Below are 19,665 nucleotides of genomic sequence, written 5' to 3'. Positions count from 1 at the left end.
GGTTAATTAAAAGGGGGAATAAAGTTTGCGAAAAGCATTAGTTATTGGGGCATCTGGTGGTATGGGTTATGCGCTAGTAAATGAACTAGTTAGTCGAAATATACAGGTGAAGGCATTTGCTAGAAATGAAAAAAAGTTAGTTGCACTTTTTCGGCAGCACAAAAATGTCGAAATTATTTCGGGTGATGTATTTAATGAACAGGATATGATGAGAGCTTCAAACGGTGTGGATATTATTTTTCATGCTATTAGTTTTCCGTATCAGGATTGGGAAAAGCTCCATTTGCGATGCTTAGATATGGTGATTAACATAGCCGAAAGGCGAGGAGCGAAGATTGCACTTGTAGATAATATTTATGCATATGGAAGACAATCGATAAACCCTGTAATAGAGCAAGCTAGAAAGGAACCACAGACGAAAAAAGGGAAAATTCGTTTAACGATGGAAAATAAATTGAAATACAGTAAGGTACCCTCGTTAATTGTACATTTCCCTGATTTGTATGGACCAAATGCAGAGAATACAATACTCTATGAAACATTAAAAAATGTGGCACAAGATAAAAAAGCTAATTTTGTAGGGAATATGCAAGTGAAGAGAGAATTTCTTTATACAGTTGATGGCGCAATGGCTATGGTTGAGCTTGCTTTACGAGACGACACATATAATCAGAACTGGAATGTGCCGGCTGTTCACCCAATTGCAGGGGAAGAACTAGTGGAAATTTTACGTGACATTACTGGCTACAAAAAGGGTATTCGTACAGTTTCTAAAGGCATGATCCGACTGATTGGAATATTTGCTCCTTCTATGAAAGAAGTAGTTGAAATCTTGTATTTAACAGAAGAACCGGTCATTTTAAGTGGGGAAAAATTTGAAAAGGAAATAGGTGCTTTACCAAGTACTTCATATAGAGTAGGGCTAGAAGAAACGCTTGCATGGATGAACAAGGGAGCACTAAAAACCTTTTAAGAGTCAATGAAAAAATCCGCATAAACTTCTGTTGGTAGAAATTCACCTACAGAAAGCATAGCGGATTTTTTTTATTAGTATTTCTTATAGCTTAAATTTTTGTATGATATTACGTAGTTGCTGTGCCATCTCAGCTAAATTATTTGAAGACGCCGTAATCTCCTCAATACTAGCTGATTGTTCCTCAGAAGCAGCAGCCACATTTTGAATGTTTCCAGATGATTGAACGGCTATTACACCAACTTCCTCTACAGAAAATGCAATGTTGTTAACCCCGTCATTAATGTTTGAAATGATATTATTGACATAATCCATTTCTTGGGTTAATGAAGTAATATTCGAATATATTTCTTTAAAGGCTTCACCTGATTCATTAAAGCTAGTAGAGCTTTCTGCAAGGTTACTACTGCTAATTTCCATGGACTTTACAGCTTGCACAGACTCTTCCTTAATTGTTTCAATACGTGTTCGAATACTATTTGTTGCTGTAAGTGATTGGTCGGCAAGTTTACGTACTTCTTCGGCTACAACCGCGAATCCTTTACCGTGCTCACCAGCACGTGCCGCTTCAATAGATGCATTTAAAGCGAGTAAATTAGTTTGATCAGTAATCTCGTTAATTAAAGTTACAATGTCGCCGATCTCATTTGAATAAGTGCTTAAACGTTTCACAACCTCTGAAGTCTCTTGAATAGCATTAGATGTTAAGGCCATTTTTTCTGTAGCACTTTGAATCGTCGTATTGCCTTTTTCTGAAATAGAAGATGCATTAGATGCTTTAGTAGTGACATCATTTACGCTCGATACAACTTCTGACATCTTTGTGGAGATTGTCGTAATATGACTTTCTACTTCTTCAATAGAGGAAGTTTGTTTATCTGATCCTACAGCTACTTCTTGCATGGAAGATGTTATTTGTTGAATCGATGCACTTGTTTGCTCAGAGCCTGCCGATAACTCTTCGGACATAGCAGCTACTTGCTCTGCATTTTCAGCAATTTGCTGAATAAGTGAGCGTAAGTCTTCTGTCATATTTTCAATGCCACCTGAAAGCTGTGCAATTTCATTAGAACCCTTTATGTTAAGTGATTCAACAGTTAAGTCTCCTTGTGCCACTTTACCAACATAACTAGTCATATTTTTAATTGGTTTTATAATGCCTTTACTAATGAAATAAGCCACAATAATACCGAATATCAAAAACATCACAGTCATGATGATACAAATCCAAAGAGTCTGTGTTTGAAGTTTAGAAATAAAGGAAGCGTCCATATCTAAACCCAAAAGAATATCAGTATCTTTAAAAGGTATGAAAATCGATTTATGAATTCCATATTCATCTTCATAAATATCACTAGATTGAACAGTTTCAGTCTTTAGTGCTTCTTTCATGTCATTACTAAATACATAGTCCTGTTGATAATCATCTTTATTGCTTAATGCCACAATATGTTCTTTACCATTTGCACGTGAAAGAACGTAAGCATTTTCAATATCATACTCTTTAAGTGTTTCATTTAATTCTTTTAATATGTCATCATATTTATCCTTATCGCCGTCATCTGCAGCTTTGACGTCATTTTTGTCTAGATCATCAAAAATTGTATTTGATATTACGTCTAATGATGACTCAAATTGTGTAATAACAAAATTATCGATAATCCGATAAGATGTAATAAATAAGACGATACTAAAAATTACCGAAATAATAGCAATTGGAATAGTGAAACTTGCAATATATTTATAGAGTAAAGAGCTTTTAAATTTTTTGACTATACTCAACTTTAGCTGCCTCCAATACTTTCACCTTTTGTTGTAAGAACTGAACCATATCACTAATATGTTCTGTCTCAGTATAAGGAGAAATTGAAAAGAATTTTGCAGCAGCGACTGGAATTTGTTGTTTTGTATCGCTAGTGTTGACAGTACAAACACGTGTTGTATCACCGAAAAATACTTCGTCGCGACCTTCTCCTATAATTTCAAATAAAGAAGCGTTAAGGCCATTAATATATTCAATCTGATCTTGTGTATAGCCACCTGACTGCTCAGATTCCCAATTCAAGCCTTCTGGATACAAACGAAAGGCTGTGACTGGTCCAATATTAGACTCATTGACTACTTGTAACATTGGCGTTTTCTCAGCTAACTGCGCACGGAACGCTAAATTTACACGCACATAATTAGCTAATATTTGTTGATAGCCTTCTTTACCAAACGCCTGTAATGCAGCATAAATAGCAATCGAACTACCCATACGAGAGCACTCTAATGTATAGCCTGTATGATAAGAACCGTAGCCTCGATTACCTACATAAGGTGTGTCGAAATCCTCGATATCTAATAGCTGCAAATGTTTTCCTTCTTTTATTAAGAATAAGCTTGTTAAATACGGTGTTTGACCAAGCTTTTGGAAGTCAAAGCAAAGGCTATCTGCAATAGGAAGATATTGCATACGATCTCTAATTTGTTCAAGACCTTGTAAAACATCAGTCTCGAACTGAAGTGGGTTCGCCTTAAAATCATAATCGTTGAAAAATGCGTAAAAACCACCTAAAGCTGAATCAGCATGAATATGTATAGGCTTTAATGAATGTTTTTGTTCTAGCTCAGTTGTAACATTTTTGATTGCTTGTACATCGTCAATGGCAAATTGATCTGTAGCGCCTGTTGTAGCAACTACATACACTGGAATGCCACCATTTTCGATAACCTCAGTCATACGTAAACGTAAGTCTTCGATATCCATTGAATGGTCTTTTCCAGCTTTAACACGAATTAAATGCTTGCTACCGATGCCGACTGCTTCAATTGATTTTAATAAGCTGTAATGTGCATTTTCAGAAGCGAAGCAATATAAATTATTTGGTACGCCATCTTCCTTTGCGTTCGGGAATTGTTTAGCAATCGCAAGACGTAGACCACTGAAAACAGCCCCTTGTCCACCCCAAGTTGTGTAACCAAAACTTTGTGTATAGTCGTAGCCAACTAACTTCGACATCATTGCTACTACCTTTACCTCACATTCTGCGGCAGCAGGTCCGTATACATCCCATAGATTGTTACCGTTAAGTAGAGCATTCGTAAATTGGCCTAGAATACCGGGAATGCTCGCCATTGGCAAAACATTTGTTACAAAGTTGCGTGTATGGTAAGGATGTCCTTGCATCAATTTTGTTAATTCATTCACAACTTGATCAAGTCCGACACCTGAAGTTGGAACTTGATTTTCTTGCATTAACTCTTTATAGAAATTGTCTGAGCGTTCTTTCATTGGTCCAAGAGTCGTTGTTTGTGGATCTTTTAATTCATCTAATGATGAGACAATTTTCTCTAATAGGGTTAAAAAATTCTCTCTTTGTTCGATGTTCCCATCTTCACTTTGGAATAATTGTTGGATTTTCTTCATAGTCATCTTCCTTCGTAGTTCATATTTCCTCTATTTTTTCATTTCGTAAAAATAGGTAGTTTTACTATGGATATAATAACATATAATAACAAAAAATGAATTTATATTTTACTGGAAAATTAATTTTTGACATTTCTAAATAGTCGAACTCGTTTTGGAGCAAAATGATTAGAAGAAATATTATAGTGGGTTATTTCTGTAAATGTTGATTTAATAGGGTTCCTGAGACTCTTTTTTATGAATTATTGCAAAGTTAGTGACGGAGAAGTGCTATGGGGAGGCGAAAGTTTTTTATGGTGAATACTATGAAAATAATAATTTTAATAAACGTGAATATTTTAATGCTTTATGACTATTAATGAGAAGATATAGTAACCTACTTTTAGTTAAAAAAAGAATCTGCATAAATGTAATGAGTAGATAGGTTTATTATTGTTAATGGTCTTGGATACTCTCAGGAACAAACATAGTATATAAGTGGATTAAGAAGGATGGATAGGGGCCTTTTACCAATATATAAAGGGTACAGATTTAAAACTAAACATTAAATTAATCAAGACCTAAACTAAAAGGATTTAAATGTTTAGATAACGTTGTAAATTTTTTTGGCTTTTGATCGTTTATTTTCTTTGCTTAGGGATTATCGAATAATTAGAGTTCGACGATTATACGAGTTGCTAGTGCGAGGTTCTATTGTAGAGGCTGATGCAGTCACAGAAACTGTTGTAAGTCCGATTGTTAAAAGAGTTGCTAAAATAACTACCTTTGTTTTTTTCAACACAATCACTCCTTTTTCTTATACTACTACAAATCTTAAAAATTCACACTATTCAGAAAATTGGTAATGTGATAGTTTTAAAATAGAGGTGAGAGTATGAGTTTTTATTTTCCTATTTTTCTAAGTATAATTTTTGCTATTTTTCAAAGTTATTTTTGTAATTATGGGAAGTTAATGTACACTATCGTTTTAGCTATTTCTTTTACAGTTCTAATAAGAATTTTCTTTTTAGAGTACGATTTTTTGTTTTATTTGCTACTGGTGAATTTCTTTTTTTACTTAATGGTGGTTGTTACGTATTTTACAAAAATAAAATTTTAATGTTGGAATATAATATTTACTGTAAAGAGAATGGCTATGTGGTTGAAGTCACTTCGTTTTTAAAATTACCGTATCCTTAAAAATTAGCCAATTGTTTCGTTGAGCTGGAAAGGAACGTCAGACAAGATTATCTGACGTTCCTTTCTAATTTCTTAAGCTCATCAATAGTGACAAATGTATAACCTTCTGCAATAAGTGTCTTTAAGATCCCTTCAATCGCTTGCAATTCATTTCCAGTATCATCATACATAGGATGCATTAAGATAATAGAGCCTGGTTGTATATTCTCATTAACATAATTAGTTTTTTCCTTGACCGAGGAGTAAAAAGTATTAGGCTCCAAATTCCACGTAATGGTATCGCGATTATTTTTACTTAAGTAATAAGGTAAACCAATTAGTTTTTTACTATATGGCGGTCGAACAGGTGGAGTTTCTGTATAGCCGATACTACTAATTAGCTCATCGGTTTGCTCGATTTCATTTTTGTAAAAAGTAGGACTTTTAAACACCATTCGCCTATGTGAATACGTATGATTTCCAATTTGGTGACCTGCCTGGACAATTTTTTTAGCTTCCTCTGGATTTTCCTCAATTTCCTTCCCAATTAGAAAAAAGGTTGCTTTAGTGTTGTAGTCGTCTAATAAGGATAAAATGGCGCTGACATTTTTAGTGGGGCCATCATCAAATGTTAAGGCTACAACCTTCTGATGTGTTTCGACATGTGAAGTAATACTGCCAAATAGTTGGTAGGATCTAGCATTCATGAACTTATATGTACCAAACCCTAAAGCAACAATGAATAATAGACCAAGTCCTAAATAAGTAATTTTCTTTTTCAGCATAAACACTCCTAACAATACCGATAATTTTTTCAATGATAAACCATACTAATGGGGAGGTGAAAAAATGTATAAATTGCTATCGCATAATGATTTAGATGGAATAGGTTGCGGAATTTTGGCCAAACTTGCCTTTCAAGATCAAGTGAAGGTAAGGTACAATTCGATTTCATCGCTGGATCGCGAGATTGAGTATTTTTTAGACACGAACGAACAAGGTGCATTTTTATTTATTACAGACTTATCTCCAAACGAGGAAAATGAAAAGAGATTAAATGATTATTATACCGCAACAGGCAATGTTCAACTTCTTGATCATCATAAAACAGCCTATCATTTGAACGATTATGAATGGGGCAAAGTATTAATAGAAGATGAAAATGGATATTTAACATCAGCTACGTCTATGTTTTATCAGTATCTTGTTGCACATGGATTTTTAGAACAAACAAATTCCATCACAGAATTTGTAGAGTTAGTGAGACAGTACGATACATGGGAATGGGAAAAGAATGATAATCAACAAGCACGTCGGCTAAACACTCTCTTTTTTTTAGTATCAATCGATGAATTTGAAGAAAAAATGCTTGAACGTTTAAAGACAAGCGAACACTTTGACTTTGATGAATTTGAAAAGAAAATTTTGACTATGGAAGAAGAGAAAATAGAACGGTACATCCGCCGAAAAAAAAGGGAGCTAGTACAAACATCGATAGGAGAATACTTTACAGGTGTGGTGTATGCAGAATCTTATCATTCAGAGCTTGGGAATGAGTTGGGGAAAGAAAATGTACACCTTGATTTTATAGCTATATTAAATATGGGTGGCAAAAGAATTTCCTTTCGTACGATTCATGACCATGTAGATGTTTCGGCTATTGCAGCAGAATTCGGAGGGGGAGGGCATCAAAAAGCAGCTGGTTGTTCTTTAACAGATGATGCTTATGAGCAGTATGTTACCCAAACATTTCATATAGCACCAATACCAGAAGACGCAAAACGAAATCGCTATAATTTAAGGTTTTCTTCTTTTGGGACAATGTATAAAAACCTGAAGGAAGAAAATTTCCTCCTATATTCAATAAGCGATTTTGATTGGGTAATTGAAAAAAATAAACTTCCAATAGATCAGATCTTTACAAGTTTTTATGAAGCAGAATGGTTTTTAAAAAGAAATTATCAAGCATGGTTAGTGAAAGATGAGTTGTTTGTAGATTATTTAATGGAAGAGGCAAAAAAGGTTCGTCATCAAGAGTAATGAATATGGCTCTTCTGCAAAACGAGGGATTGATTTCCGTTCCGACTGGGGCTTTCCTGGGGGCGTACGATGAGCCGCTTCACTCGCTTCACTCGCTGCAGGGTCTCATCTGTGACGCTGATCCCCAAGGAGTCGCCCAGTCGTAACGAAGATCAACCGCTTCACATAGCATATATTTTCAGGCGTGAGGAATGACACTGATTTAATGCACTCCAACAATCACAAACATTTCATTGACCATTTTGTTCTGCAAGATTTGCAACAACATTAAAGGAATATACATTATTCCTTTAAATACATATTGAAATCAGCCAAATCAAGACATCGTTAGAGGTTATATAATGTTCAACTGAAAACTACAATAAATAAAAAGCTTTTGTGGAGACATACTTTCTTAAAATGAGGTGTACATGATGTCCGATATGCTTCTAGTTGAGAATCAGCCAAAGGGAAATCGAGCACGCAAAATATGGTTTGTTGTAGTATTGCTTTTATTGGTAGTTACTTGTGTCATTGTTTTTTATTTTTTGTTTAATAAGGATTTGAATTTTGAAGCCTACAAAACAACAGTCGGTAAAACGACTGAAAATAGTCTCGGGCGTTTAACGTTAAATGAAATAATAATTGACGATAATCAAATATTATTGAATGCTACCTTTAAGCCAGTAAAGGGCATAAATTTCGACCATCAAATTTTTTTCTTTCCACAGGTTTTTGTGAATGGAAATGAGTTCACGGTTAGAAATGGAGGACAGACAATCCAACAATCCGAAAAAACCTATACAATCTATAGTAGTGTGAAATTAAGTGAACTACCAGCGGATAAAACATTGAATTTAGATATTCGTTATAACGACTGGAACGGGGAAAAAAAGATTGACGAGCCATGGGAATTTCAAGTGGAAGCTTCACAAAAGCAATTACAAGATGATAGAAAGGTTTTCCCTGTTGAGAAAAAAGTACAGCTGTTAGATGGTCAGGAAATAACAATAGAAAAGGTTGTTTCTACTCCAATATCAACAACGATTTACTTTGATTCTGAGAATAGCCTGTTAAATGAAGCATTACATTTTAAAATCCAATCAGCAACAGGGGAATCTTGGCCTTTTAACTTAGCGTATCCTTTAAATGAAGATTATACGAAGTGGGGGGTCCGTCTCGATGCCTTATATTTAACGGGGGAGAGCTATGAGCTGATTCCGATTGCTGCTAATGGAAGTGAGCTTGGTTCTGCTATTAAAATTGGAGGTGAATAACGAAACTAGATTTTTACAGTGAAAACTTTACAATATCTTAAACCAAAAGGAAGTTTCCCCTGTGTAATATGAATATATATAGAATGGAAAGTAGTTGAAGATATTGCGAAGGTTATGGGGGATTTTTTTAGTTTCGCTTAAATTAGGTTGCACATCCTTTGGGGGTCCCACTGCACATTTAGGGTATTTTCAAAATGAATATGTTCAAAAGCGTAAATGGTTATCTGATAATGAATACAGTCAACTAGTTGGGCTCAGTCAATTTTTACCTGGGCCAGCATCGAGCCAGGTAGGGATGGGTATTGGCTTATTAAGAGGCGGTTTATTGGGGAGTATTGTGTCATTTATTGGTTTTACATTACCATCTGTTTTGCTACTTATGGCATTTGCGTATTTTTCTGCACATATAGGGATGGATATGGGCTGGATTCATGGCTTAAAATTGGTGGCTGTTGCGATTGTTGCGCAAGCTATTTTTGATATGTCAAAAAAATTAATCCCTAGTTTGCGCCATTTTATAATCGCTTTATTGGCTCTTGTAGTAGTGCTTTTATGGGTGCATCCACTTGCTCAGGTAACGACTATTCTTGTTGCTTCTTTTATAGGCTATCTCTTTTTTAAGATGACTAATCAAAGAGATGACCCAAAAGAAACGATGGTCCCTATTTCAAAAACGACTGGTGTATGCTTTTTAGCGCTGTTTGTTATACTGCTTGTTGGGCTACCAATTGTTAGCTCGCTTATTCAATATAAATGGTTAACGATGATTGAAAAGTTTTATTTATCAGGTGCATTAGTGTTTGGCGGAGGCCATGTCGTATTGCCTTTACTAGAGGCACAGTTTGTCCAAAGTGGATTAATGAGTTCTTCTGATTTTTTAGCAGGATACGGAATGACGCAGGCAGTCCCTGGCCCATTATTTACGTTTGCTTCCTATATAGGTATGGTCATTGCTGGAGTACCTGGGGCTATTATTGCGACGATAGCGATTTTTTTACCGGCATTTTTGCTAATGGTTGGGGTAATGCCTTTTTGGCTAACTCTTAATCGTTTTGCTGGATTAAGAGGGGCGATGGCTGGTGCAAATGCAGCAGTTGTTGGAATATTAGCTGCGGCTTTTATTCATCCAATTGTTACACAGACAACTCAAAATGGTTTAGACATAGTAATTGCAGCCGTTTTTTTATGGTGCTTGACGCGTTGGAAAATTCAACCTTATTTGCTTGTACTAATTGGTATTTGTGTAGGATTTGTATGTTATTAAGTACACACAAAAAATTATTGCTGTGATTTTGATTCGTATGGTGATTTCACTTGGGGTATTCATCTACATAGTGCTTTGTAAGGAACGACGAAACTGTGAAGTCTTTATAATGAGGTTAGTTTGCGTACCTTTTAATCATAGCCGCTTGTTGACTAATCTTGAATCCGTGGAAAGCGTTCACTCGGGATGAAAATCACCATTTTTATTGATATACATTAATTTATATTTATTCCTTTCTTGATGAATCAAACCCACTTGTTGCAGAGGGTTTGATTTTTTTTGAAAATGGGCTACTTACATAAAGTGCGTACAGCTTTTTTTACAAACTGCCCCTTTTAAAACATGTCTAGTAGACAGGATCCCCTATAAAATGTTTATTGATGTCATGCAATTGTTAAGATAAATAATGTGAATACCCTATAGTTTTGATTTAGTTATTTTTACTGGTTGGATTCATAGCGTTCCCTGCCTCGATTGTTTATAATGAGGAAATGGAAAAAGACTAACGAGAAAGAAGGGATAGCTATGGCACGGGGTGTTTACATTCATATTCCTTTTTGTCATCAAATTTGCAACTATTGCGATTTCAATAAATTTTATTTTAAAAATCAACCAGTTGATGAATATATAGAAATGCTTGGCAAGGAGATGGAGCTTGCAACTAAAAAATATCCCGAAAGTTTTAAAAAAATCGAAACGATATTTCTTGGTGGCGGTACACCAACAGCATTAACGTCTCAACAAATAGGGAGACTTCTTGAGCTTATTCGTACGTATATTCCAATGGACAGTGTGACGGAATTTACGTCAGAGGCTAATCCGGACGAGCTATCAGAAGCAAAATTACAGGCATTATTTGTTGGCGGTGTAAATCGCATAAGTATGGGTGTGCAATCCTTTGATCAAGAGTTGTTAAAGAAAATTGGCCGTACACATAGCAACGATCATGTCTATGAAACAATTGACTTAGCGAAAAAGGTTGGCTTTAGAAATATTAGTTTGGATTTAATGTACGGTTTGCCGGGACAAACGATGGCACAATGGACGGATACATTAGAAAAAGCGTTCGCGCTGGATATACCACATTATTCCGCATACTCACTAATCGTAGAGCCGAAAACGATTTTTTATAATCAATACACAAAAGGTAAGCTTCATTTACCAACTGAAGATCTTGAAGCGGATATGTACGAGGTGTTAATGAACCAGATGGAGGCACATGGACTTCAACAATACGAAATTAGTAACTTTGCTCAATCTGGTTTCAGTTCTAGTCATAACAAAATATACTGGGAAAACGATGAATATGCAGGCTTTGGTGCGGGTGCTCATGGATATCTAGCTGGTATGCGATATTCAAATCATGGACCATTGAAAAAGTATATGGATGCAGTAAATGCAGGGGAACTACCAATTGTATATGAACATGTTGTAACAGAGAAAGAGAAACGTGAAGAGCAAATGTTTTTAGGTCTGCGTAAAACGGAAGGAATTACACACACTATATATGAAGAAAAATTTAAAGAATCGATGCATAGTAATTACTCACATGTTATTGAAGAGTTAGTATCAGAAGGTCTTTTGGAACATGATACTAAAGGAATTCGCCTTACGCGAAAAGGTCGTTTTGTAGGTAATGAAGTATTTCAACAATTTTTACTAGAAGATTGAGCGATATCGTTGACATAAAATGTAGGATTTGATAACTTAATAATAGTATTAGCACTCCTCTTAGTTGAGTGCTAACAGAGGTGATAATCATGCTAACAAATCGGCAATTACAAATATTGCAAGCTATTGTAGATGACTTTATTATGTTTGCACAGCCGGTAGGTTCTCGCCAAATCTCCAAAAAGCAAGAGATTACATTTAGTCCTGCCACAATTCGGAATGAAATGGCGGATTTAGAGGAATTAGGCTTCTTAGAAAAAACGCACACTTCCTCTGGTCGAGTGCCTTCGGAAAAGGGTTATAGATTTTATGTAGATCATTTGTTGAACCCACAAGGCATTAATTCAAGGGATATTCAGCAAATCCAATCAATTTTCAACGATCGCTTAGTAGAAGTAGAACATATTATCCGAAAGTCAGCCAATATTTTATCGGAGCTGACATCGTATACATCGATTCTTTTAGGACCAGATGTTCAAAGACATCGTGTTAAACGATTTTCAATTGTGCCACTCTCTAGCGATACAGCAGTGGCGATTATCGTAACGAATAACGGACATGTTGAAAATCGCATGTTTAGTTTACCTCCGAATTTTACCGCTTCTGATTTAGAGAAAATGGTTAATGTCTTAAATGAACGCCTAGTTGGTGTGTCATTAGAGGATATTCATAAAAAACTCGAAGCTGAAGTGCTAACAGTATTACAACAGCATGTTCGATCAGCGGATGATTTTATTCACGCTCTCGTTTCAGCGACGATGCATAATTCGGAAAGTAAAATTTTTTATGGTGGTAAAACAAATATGTTCAACCAACCGGAATTCCACGATTTAAATAAAGTCCGTATGATTTTGGACTTAATGGAAACGACTAGCCAAGTGCAGTCGCTCTTCCATCCTAATGAATCGGGCATTCATATTCGTATTGGCTCGGAAAACAAACAACTAGAAATGGAAAACTGTAGTGTCATTACGACCACTTATTCTATTGGCGAAGATCAGCAAGGGGCTATAGCAATTATTGGCCCAACACGAATGGATTATAAACGTGTTGTTGCTTTACTAGACGTAATGCGCATGGATTTATCACAAGCCTTTACGAAGAATCGTAGTGATTGATAATGAGGAGGATTTCAAGTGACAGAAACAACTGAAAACAAAGACCTTGTACAAGAAGATGTACAAGCTGAAAATGTAGTAGAAGAAACAGAAGTTAAAGTAGAAGAACAAGAAGTTGAATTAACAATTGAAGAACAGTACGAAGCAAAGCTAGCTGAATTACAAGCAAAGCTAGACGATGAGGAAAGCCGTCATCTACGCTTACGTGCTGACTTCGATAATATTCGCCGTCGCAACCAACTTGATCGTGAGGCTGCTGAAAAATATCGCGCTCAAACCTTACTGTCAGATTTACTGCCAGTCATCGATAATTTTGAGCGTGCCTTACAAGTTGAAGCGACTTCAGAAGAAACTGCTTCTATCGTAAAAGGAATTGAAATGGTGTACCGTTCTCTGATAGAAGCAACTGAGAAGGAAGGCTTACAAATTATTAAAGCTGAAGGTGAGCAATTTGATCCGAATGTTCACCAAGCTGTCATGCAGGAGCAAGATAGTGAAAAAGAGACGGGTGTTGTTTTACGCGAGCTTCAAAAAGGCTATATGTTAAAGGATCGCGTATTACGCCCAACAATGGTATCTGTGAACGAATAGACTTAGTACTATTTAGTTAAATACAATTAGTTAGAAAACGCATCATTTGCGTTTAAAAATAGGAGGAAATTTTTATGAGCAAAATTATCGGTATTGACTTAGGAACAACAAACTCATGTGTCTCTGTACTTGAAGGCGGAGAACCAAAAGTAATTCCAAATCCAGAAGGAAACCGTACAACTCCATCTGTTGTTGCATTTAAAGGCGGCGAACGTCAAGTTGGTGAAGTAGCGAAACGTCAATCAGTTACAAACCCTAACACAATTATTTCTATTAAATCTAAAATGGGTACATCTGAAAAAGTTCAAGTGGAAGATAAAGAATATACGCCACAAGAAGTTTCTGCAATGATTCTTCAATACTTAAAAGGCTATGCTGAAGACTACTTAGGTGAAAAAGTAACAAAAGCAGTTATTACTGTACCTGCTTACTTCAACGACGCTCAACGTCAAGCTACAAAAGATGCTGGTAAAATCGCTGGTTTAGAAGTAGAGCGTATTATCAACGAACCAACTGCTGCTGCACTTGCTTATGGTTTAGACAAACAAGATACAGATCAAAAAGTATTAGTATTTGACCTTGGTGGCGGTACATTTGACGTATCTATTCTTGAATTAGGTGATGGTGTATTTGAAGTATTAGCAACAGCTGGTGATAACAAACTAGGTGGAGACGATTTCGACGACGCTATCATCGAGTATCTTGTAGCAGAATTCAAAAAAGAAAACGGCATTGACCTTTCAAAAGATAAAATGGCTATGCAACGTCTAAAAGATGCAGCTGAAAAAGCGAAAAAAGACTTATCAGGTGTAACATCTACTCAAATTTCTTTACCATTCATCACTGCTGGTGAAGCGGGTCCATTACACTTAGAAATTTCTTTAACTCGTGCAAAATTTGACGAAATTACATTACCATTAGTAAACCGTACAGTAGGTCCAGTACGTCAAGCATTATCTGATGCTGGTCTTTCAACATCTGAAATTGACCAAGTAATCTTAGTTGGTGGTTCTACTCGTATTCCAGCTGTACAAGAAGCTGTGCGTAAAGAAACTGCTAAAGAACCACACCGTGGTGTAAACCCTGACGAAGTTGTAGCAATGGGTGCTGCAGTTCAAGGTGGCGTATTAACTGGTGATGTGAAAGACGTAGTTCTACTTGACGTAACTCCACTTTCATTAGGTATCGAAACTATGGGTGGCGTTTTCACAAAATTAATTGACCGTAATACGACGATCCCAACATCTAAATCACAAGTATTCTCAACTGCAGCTGATAACCAACCAGCAGTAGACATTCACGTTCTACAAGGTGAACGTTCAATGGCAGCAGACAACAAAACATTAGGTCGCTTCCAATTATCAGATATTCCACCAGCTCCACGTGGCGTACCACAAATCGAAGTAACATTCGATATTGATAAAAATGGTATCGTATCTGTTAAAGCGAAAGACCTTGGTACAAACAAAGAACAAACAATTGTTATCCAATCTGATTCTGGTTTATCTGAGGAAGAAATCGAACGTATGGTAAAAGATGCTGAGGCAAATGCTGAAGCGGATACTAAACGTAAAGAGGAAGCAGATCTTCGCAACGAAGCGGACCAATTAGTGTTCCAAGTTGACAAAACAATTGCTGACTTAGGCGAACAAATTACAGAAGACGAGAAAAAATCTGTAGAAGATGCTCGTGATGAACTGAAAAAAGCGCTTGAAGCTGGCGAATTAGAAGGCATTAAATCTGCTAAAGAAAAACTAGATGGTGTATTACAACCATTAGTAATGAAAGTATATGAACAAGCTGCAGCAGCTGCTCAAGCAGCTCAAGGTGGCGAAGCAGGTGCAGAAGCTGGCGATGGTAAAAAAGACGACATCGTAGACGCTGACTTTGAAGAAGTAAAAGACGATAAATAATAGTAAGTAACACAGTTAAGTGAAGAAGCCAAAGACCGCTTGCGGCTTTGGCTTTTCTCTTTATATACTGCTATAAGCTACGCACATTTAATTATCTAGTTGCGTAGGTTGTTTGAGAGAAAAGTGAAAAAACATGTGTACAACAACAGGCGTGTTTGATTAGGAAAAAATAGGTTTATTATTGGCTGATAAAAAGATTTTTTTGTTGATATTTTGCTAATGTACGCCCATTTTAACTGATTGTAGCGTAGGGCTACTCGACTCCCGCGGGAAAGCGAGACAGTCGAGACCCTGCACGGAGCGCAGCGGAGGAAGCGGCTCGACGCTTGCCCGCAGGAAAGCGAGTAGCCCGTAGCGGAAATCAGAGCCTTCTAATTAATTGGAGTGGATAAAAATGGTTAATCAACACGCTTGGTACAACAATTGTAATGAATATTTAATAATAAAATAGAGGCAGTTTTTTTTACTGCGTGATACAATAGATTTTATGCAAAAAGAGCGGAGTGTGAATCATGGAGAAACGCGATTACTACGAGGTGCTTGGTTTAACGAAGTCGGCTTCTAAAGATGAAATTAAAAAAGCATACCGTAAATTATCAAAGCAATACCATCCTGACATTAATAAAGAGCCAGGTGCAGATGAAAAATTCAAAGAAATCGCTGAAGCTTATGAAGTATTAAGTGACGATCAGAAAAAAGCACGCTATGATCAATTTGGCCACGAGGATCCAAATGCAGGCTTCGGAGGCGGCGGCTTTGGCGGCTTCGAGGATATTTTCAGCTCATTCTTTGGTGGTGGCGGTCGCCGTCAGGACCCGAATGCACCACGCAAAGGTGATGACCTTCAATATCGTATGAATATTACATTTGAGGAAGCAATTTTCGGGAAAGAAACAGAAATTGAAATTCCTAAAGATGAAGTATGTGATACTTGCCATGGTTCAGGTGCAAAACCAGGTACTAATCCTGAGACATGTTCAACATGTAGCGGTGCTGGTCAAGTAAATCAGGCAGTAGATACACCATTTGGCCGTATGATGAATCGTCGTACTTGTTCTACATGTCAAGGTGCAGGTAAAATCATTAAAGAAAAATGTTCTACTTGTCGTGGTGAAGGAAAAGTTCAACAACGTAAGAAAATCAAAGTGAACATTCCAGCAGGTGTTGACGATGGTCAGCAAATTCGTGTGTCTGGTCAAGGTGAGCCAGGTATAAATGGAGGACCTGCGGGGGATTTATATATTATGTTCCGCGTTCAAGGACATAAAGAGTTTGAGCGTGATGGCGATGACATTTATTTCGAACTTAAACTGACATTCCCACAAGCAGCTCTTGGTGATGAAATTGAAGTTCCAACTGTTCATGGGAAAGTAAAACTACGTATTCCAGCGGGAACACAGTCAGGTGCACAATTCCGTCTAAAAGACAAAGGTGTCAAAAACGTACATGGCTATGGCACAGGGAACCAATATGTAACAGTAAAAGTTGTAACGCCAGAAAAATTAACAGAAAAACAAAAGCAATTACTACGTGAATTTGCGGAAATTAGTGGTGATATTCCTGAAGAGCAAGGAAGTACACTATTCGATAAAATTAAGAAAAAATTCCAAGGTGAATAATTAGAGGAGCTGAAGAGCTACGTGAAGTGGTCAGAATTATCCATTCATACAAAAAATGAAGCGGTAGAAGCAATTTCGAATATTTTGCATGAAGCAGGGGCAAGTGGTGTGGTTATTGAGGATTCTGCAGAATTTGCGAAGCCACGAGAAGATCGGTATGGTGAAATTTATGCGCTAAATGAAGCAGATTTTCCTAAAGATGGTGTTATTGTTAAGGCTTACTTATCGGAGTCTAGTTTTTTAAATGAATCAGTCGAAGAAATTAAGGCGGCTATAACAAATCTAACGAACTTCAACATCGATATTGGTGAAAATGTTGTTTCGATTGTGGAAGTTAACGAGGAAGACTGGGAAACAGCATGGAAGCAATACTATCATCCTGTAAAAATTTCTGAACGCTTTACAATCGTACCAACATGGGAAGAATATGTACCAGTATCAACAGATGAGCTAATAATTGAATTAGATCCTGGTATGGCTTTTGGTACAGGAACACACCCTACAACTGTTATGTGTTTACAGGGGCTTGAGAAGGTTGTAAAAGCGGAAGATTTGGTTATCGATATCGGAACGGGTTCAGGCGTTCTATCAATTGGTGCAGCCTTACTAGGAGCTAAGAGCGTACATGCACTTGATTTAGACGAAGTAGCTGTACGTTCAGCACAAGAAAATGTTGTGTTAAATAAAGTGGATGATAAAGTATCAGTATTCCATGGGAACTTATTGGATACTGTAAAGGAACCAGCTGATGTCGTTGTTGCTAATATTTTAGCAGAAATTATTATGTCCTTTACTGACGATGCATTTTCAATTGTTAAACCGGGTGGATTATATGTCACTTCAGGCATCATTGCCGCAAAACGTGATGATGTAAAAGTAGCACTAGAAGCTTCAGGCTTTGAAATAGAAGAAGTATTACTAATGGAAGATTGGGTAGCTATCATTGCCCGTCGACCACAATAATTGGACTGAGGAAGCGCCAAATCGGGAGCCGAGTGCTTGTGATTTGGCGTTTTCTCTTCTTGCTAGAAAGGAGTACGGTCAAATGCAACGATATTTTATTGAGACAGCCATAGAGGAAGCGCGTATTAGCGGAGAGGATGCCCGACATATTGAACGAGTAATGCGTATGAAAGAGGGCGACAAAATCGTAGTTGTCGCACAAAACACTGCTCATATTTGCGAAATTGCAGCTTTTGAAGGAGATGAGGTACACGTTCAAACTACGGGTGAAATCGTTCTTTCACCAGAGTTACCTGTTCATGTAACAGTGGCATGTGGTTTGCCGAAGGGCGATAAGTTAGAACTGATTACACAAAAGGCGACAGAGCTTGGAATGTATGCCTTGTTGCCATTTGAAGCGGAGCGTTCCATCGTTAAATGGGATAAAAAGAAGGGTGCCAAAAAGCAAGAGCGTCTACAAAAAATTGCAAAAGAAGCAGCTGAGCAATCCCATCGTACACATATCCCAGAAATTTATGAACCAATCTCTTTTAAACAGCTAGTAGAACAAGTAGGCCATTTCGACGCCGTTTTTATAGCGGATGAAGAGGATGCAAAAGTAGAAAAACGTACAAGGTTTGCGGAAAAGCTAAAAAACGTGTATGACAAGAAGTCGAAATCAATTCTTATTATCTTTGGTCCTGAAGGCGGCATTGCCCGAAAAGAAGCGGATGCCCTGCTTCAAGCAGGTGCCCAAACTATGTCATTAGGACCTCGAATTTTACGAGCAGAAACGGCGCCACTCTATGCACTTTCTGCAATATCTTATGAATTTGAATAAAATAGGCGTTTAGCCTTGTTAAAAGGGGCTTTTCATACACCTGGTTGTTCATGATTAAATTACGATGAACGTAGTCGTGGCAAGTGTGAGGGGGTAGGCCCATCCACGCTTAATGACTGTTAATTTTATTATTTCTATCAAAAAAAGCCGATTCAAAAAATTTTGAATCGGCTTTACTACATGCTCATCCCCATAACTTGCCGTGATATGACAGCCCAACTGTGAAAATATGTTATTCTAATCTTTGGTAACTGATTCATAATATTCTTTCTTTTTATATAATTCAGGTTGAGGAAAACAGAATAATTAAATTTTGGACGGGGAAGCAAATGAATAAATTAATTATCTCATTAACTTTTTTTGTAATTGCTGCTATGATCTATTGTGCGACTTTTATAGCAACAGGTTTATATACTGTTTCATTTCCTGAATTATTTAATATTCGTTTACTTGAAATAGGTAAAATACCAATTACTATTTCAATATTAGCTTTTAGTATTGGGGCAGGATTCGGCATTTTACACTTCGGGAAAATAAATAAAAACGTAAATTGGGAAAAGATAAGCGATTTTTCAGTTATCTAATTGTTCCAGCATTCAAGCAAGGACCAAGTATTGGAAAGCTTCAAAATATAAAACACAAGTAAAAAGAGTACCTGACATTTTGTGTTCATTTTTACTCTCGCTCAGCTCAAAATCCCATTTTTTAATATCAGTAAAAAAACTAGTATACACGTCTATTCATAGATTTAATTACTACATATTCTATATGGAGAGCTCTCAAATACTACAAAATGAAACGAGGGAAATTTTTTGAGTAATCAATTAGATCCAATCCAATCTTGTCCAGTAACATCAACGGAACAAATAC

Annotated in this window: 16 protein-coding genes; 12 read left to right on the top strand and 4 right to left on the bottom strand. The window is 36.7% G+C overall.

The window, feature by feature from the left end; translation table 11 throughout:
• Positions 1 to 25 precede the first annotated feature (25 nt).
• Positions 26 to 973 carry an SDR family NAD(P)-dependent oxidoreductase gene (locus ACQKN2_RS11120; RefSeq protein ID WP_427415022.1) on the top strand — a complete coding sequence of 316 codons (948 nt, stop codon included), beginning with the start codon at positions 26 to 28 and terminating at the stop codon, positions 971 to 973.
• Positions 974 to 1,057: 84 nt separating this feature from the next.
• Here ACQKN2_RS11120 and ACQKN2_RS11115 read toward each other — a convergent pair whose 3' ends face one another.
• The 4 genes from ACQKN2_RS11115 to ACQKN2_RS11100 all read right to left on the bottom strand — a co-directional run bounded on the left by ACQKN2_RS11115 (position 1,058) and on the right by ACQKN2_RS11100 (position 6,322).
• Positions 1,058 to 2,755: a methyl-accepting chemotaxis protein gene (locus ACQKN2_RS11115; RefSeq protein WP_427415021.1), complete on the bottom strand. Its 1,698-nt coding sequence runs from the start codon at positions 2,753 to 2,755 to the stop codon at positions 1,058 to 1,060.
• Positions 2,733 to 4,382, bottom strand: coding sequence for a pyridoxal phosphate-dependent decarboxylase family protein (locus tag ACQKN2_RS11110; protein WP_427415020.1), 1,650 nt, complete (start codon positions 4,380 to 4,382; stop codon positions 2,733 to 2,735). The genes ACQKN2_RS11115 and ACQKN2_RS11110 overlap by 23 nt, the downstream gene beginning before the upstream one ends.
• 640 nt (positions 4,383 to 5,022) lie before the next feature.
• Positions 5,023 to 5,160, bottom strand: a complete 138-nt coding sequence (locus ACQKN2_RS11105) for a hypothetical protein (protein WP_427415019.1) — start codon at positions 5,158 to 5,160, stop codon at positions 5,023 to 5,025.
• 448 nt (positions 5,161 to 5,608) lie between these two features.
• Positions 5,609 to 6,322 carry a polysaccharide deacetylase family protein gene (locus tag ACQKN2_RS11100; RefSeq protein WP_427415066.1) on the bottom strand — a complete coding sequence of 238 codons (714 nt, stop codon included), beginning with the start codon at positions 6,320 to 6,322 and terminating at the stop codon, positions 5,609 to 5,611.
• 67 nt (positions 6,323 to 6,389) lie between these two features.
• Here ACQKN2_RS11100 and ACQKN2_RS11095 point away from each other — a divergent pair, with 67 nt between their 5' ends.
• The 11 genes from ACQKN2_RS11095 (at position 6,390) to ACQKN2_RS11045 (ending at position 19,379) form a co-directional block, all read left to right on the top strand.
• Positions 6,390 to 7,580 (top strand): DHH family phosphoesterase, encoded by a 1,191-nt coding sequence (locus tag ACQKN2_RS11095; protein ID WP_427415018.1) that lies wholly within the window; start codon positions 6,390 to 6,392, stop codon positions 7,578 to 7,580.
• Positions 7,581 to 7,990: 410 nt separating this feature from the next.
• Entirely contained in the window at positions 7,991 to 8,836 is an 846-nt protein-coding gene (locus ACQKN2_RS11090) for a DUF5643 domain-containing protein (RefSeq protein WP_427415017.1), read from the top strand.
• Positions 8,837 to 8,939: 103 nt separating this feature from the next.
• Entirely contained in the window at positions 8,940 to 10,100 is a 1,161-nt protein-coding gene (gene chrA / locus ACQKN2_RS11085; RefSeq protein WP_427415016.1) for a chromate efflux transporter, read from the top strand.
• Positions 10,101 to 10,625: 525 nt separating this feature from the next.
• Positions 10,626 to 11,771: a radical SAM family heme chaperone HemW gene (gene hemW / locus ACQKN2_RS11080; RefSeq protein WP_427415015.1), complete on the top strand. Its 1,146-nt coding sequence runs from the start codon at positions 10,626 to 10,628 to the stop codon at positions 11,769 to 11,771.
• A gap of 89 nt (positions 11,772 to 11,860) precedes the next feature.
• Positions 11,861 to 12,889 (top strand): heat-inducible transcriptional repressor HrcA, encoded by a 1,029-nt coding sequence (gene hrcA, locus ACQKN2_RS11075; protein WP_427415014.1) that lies wholly within the window; start codon positions 11,861 to 11,863, stop codon positions 12,887 to 12,889.
• An 18-nt stretch (positions 12,890 to 12,907) separates the two neighbouring features.
• Positions 12,908 to 13,480, top strand: a complete 573-nt coding sequence (gene grpE, locus ACQKN2_RS11070; protein ID WP_427415013.1) for a nucleotide exchange factor GrpE — start codon at positions 12,908 to 12,910, stop codon at positions 13,478 to 13,480.
• Positions 13,481 to 13,554: 74 nt separating this feature from the next.
• Positions 13,555 to 15,393, top strand: coding sequence for a molecular chaperone DnaK (gene dnaK / locus ACQKN2_RS11065; protein ID WP_376076501.1), 1,839 nt, complete (start codon positions 13,555 to 13,557; stop codon positions 15,391 to 15,393).
• A gap of 512 nt (positions 15,394 to 15,905) precedes the next feature.
• Positions 15,906 to 17,012: a molecular chaperone DnaJ gene (gene dnaJ, locus ACQKN2_RS11060; protein ID WP_427415012.1), complete on the top strand. Its 1,107-nt coding sequence runs from the start codon at positions 15,906 to 15,908 to the stop codon at positions 17,010 to 17,012.
• A gap of 21 nt (positions 17,013 to 17,033) precedes the next feature.
• Complete coding sequence (prmA, locus tag ACQKN2_RS11055; RefSeq protein ID WP_427415011.1) at positions 17,034 to 17,975, top strand: 50S ribosomal protein L11 methyltransferase; 942 nt, start codon at positions 17,034 to 17,036, stop codon at positions 17,973 to 17,975.
• 82 nt (positions 17,976 to 18,057) lie between these two features.
• A complete protein-coding gene (locus ACQKN2_RS11050) occupies positions 18,058 to 18,795 on the top strand; it encodes a 16S rRNA (uracil(1498)-N(3))-methyltransferase (RefSeq protein ID WP_427415010.1) in 738 nt (245 codons plus the stop codon).
• Positions 18,796 to 19,124: 329 nt separating this feature from the next.
• Complete coding sequence (locus ACQKN2_RS11045; protein ID WP_427415009.1) at positions 19,125 to 19,379, top strand: hypothetical protein; 255 nt, start codon at positions 19,125 to 19,127, stop codon at positions 19,377 to 19,379.
• Positions 19,380 to 19,665 lie beyond the last annotated feature (286 nt).

Source organism: Lysinibacillus sp. NPDC093688 (genome assembly GCF_050280145.1).
GTDB lineage: Bacteria > Bacillota > Bacilli > Bacillales_A > Planococcaceae > Lysinibacillus > Lysinibacillus xylanilyticus_B.
Note: the sequence above shows the minus strand (reverse complement) of the source record. Positions and strands in the feature narration are given on the sequence as shown.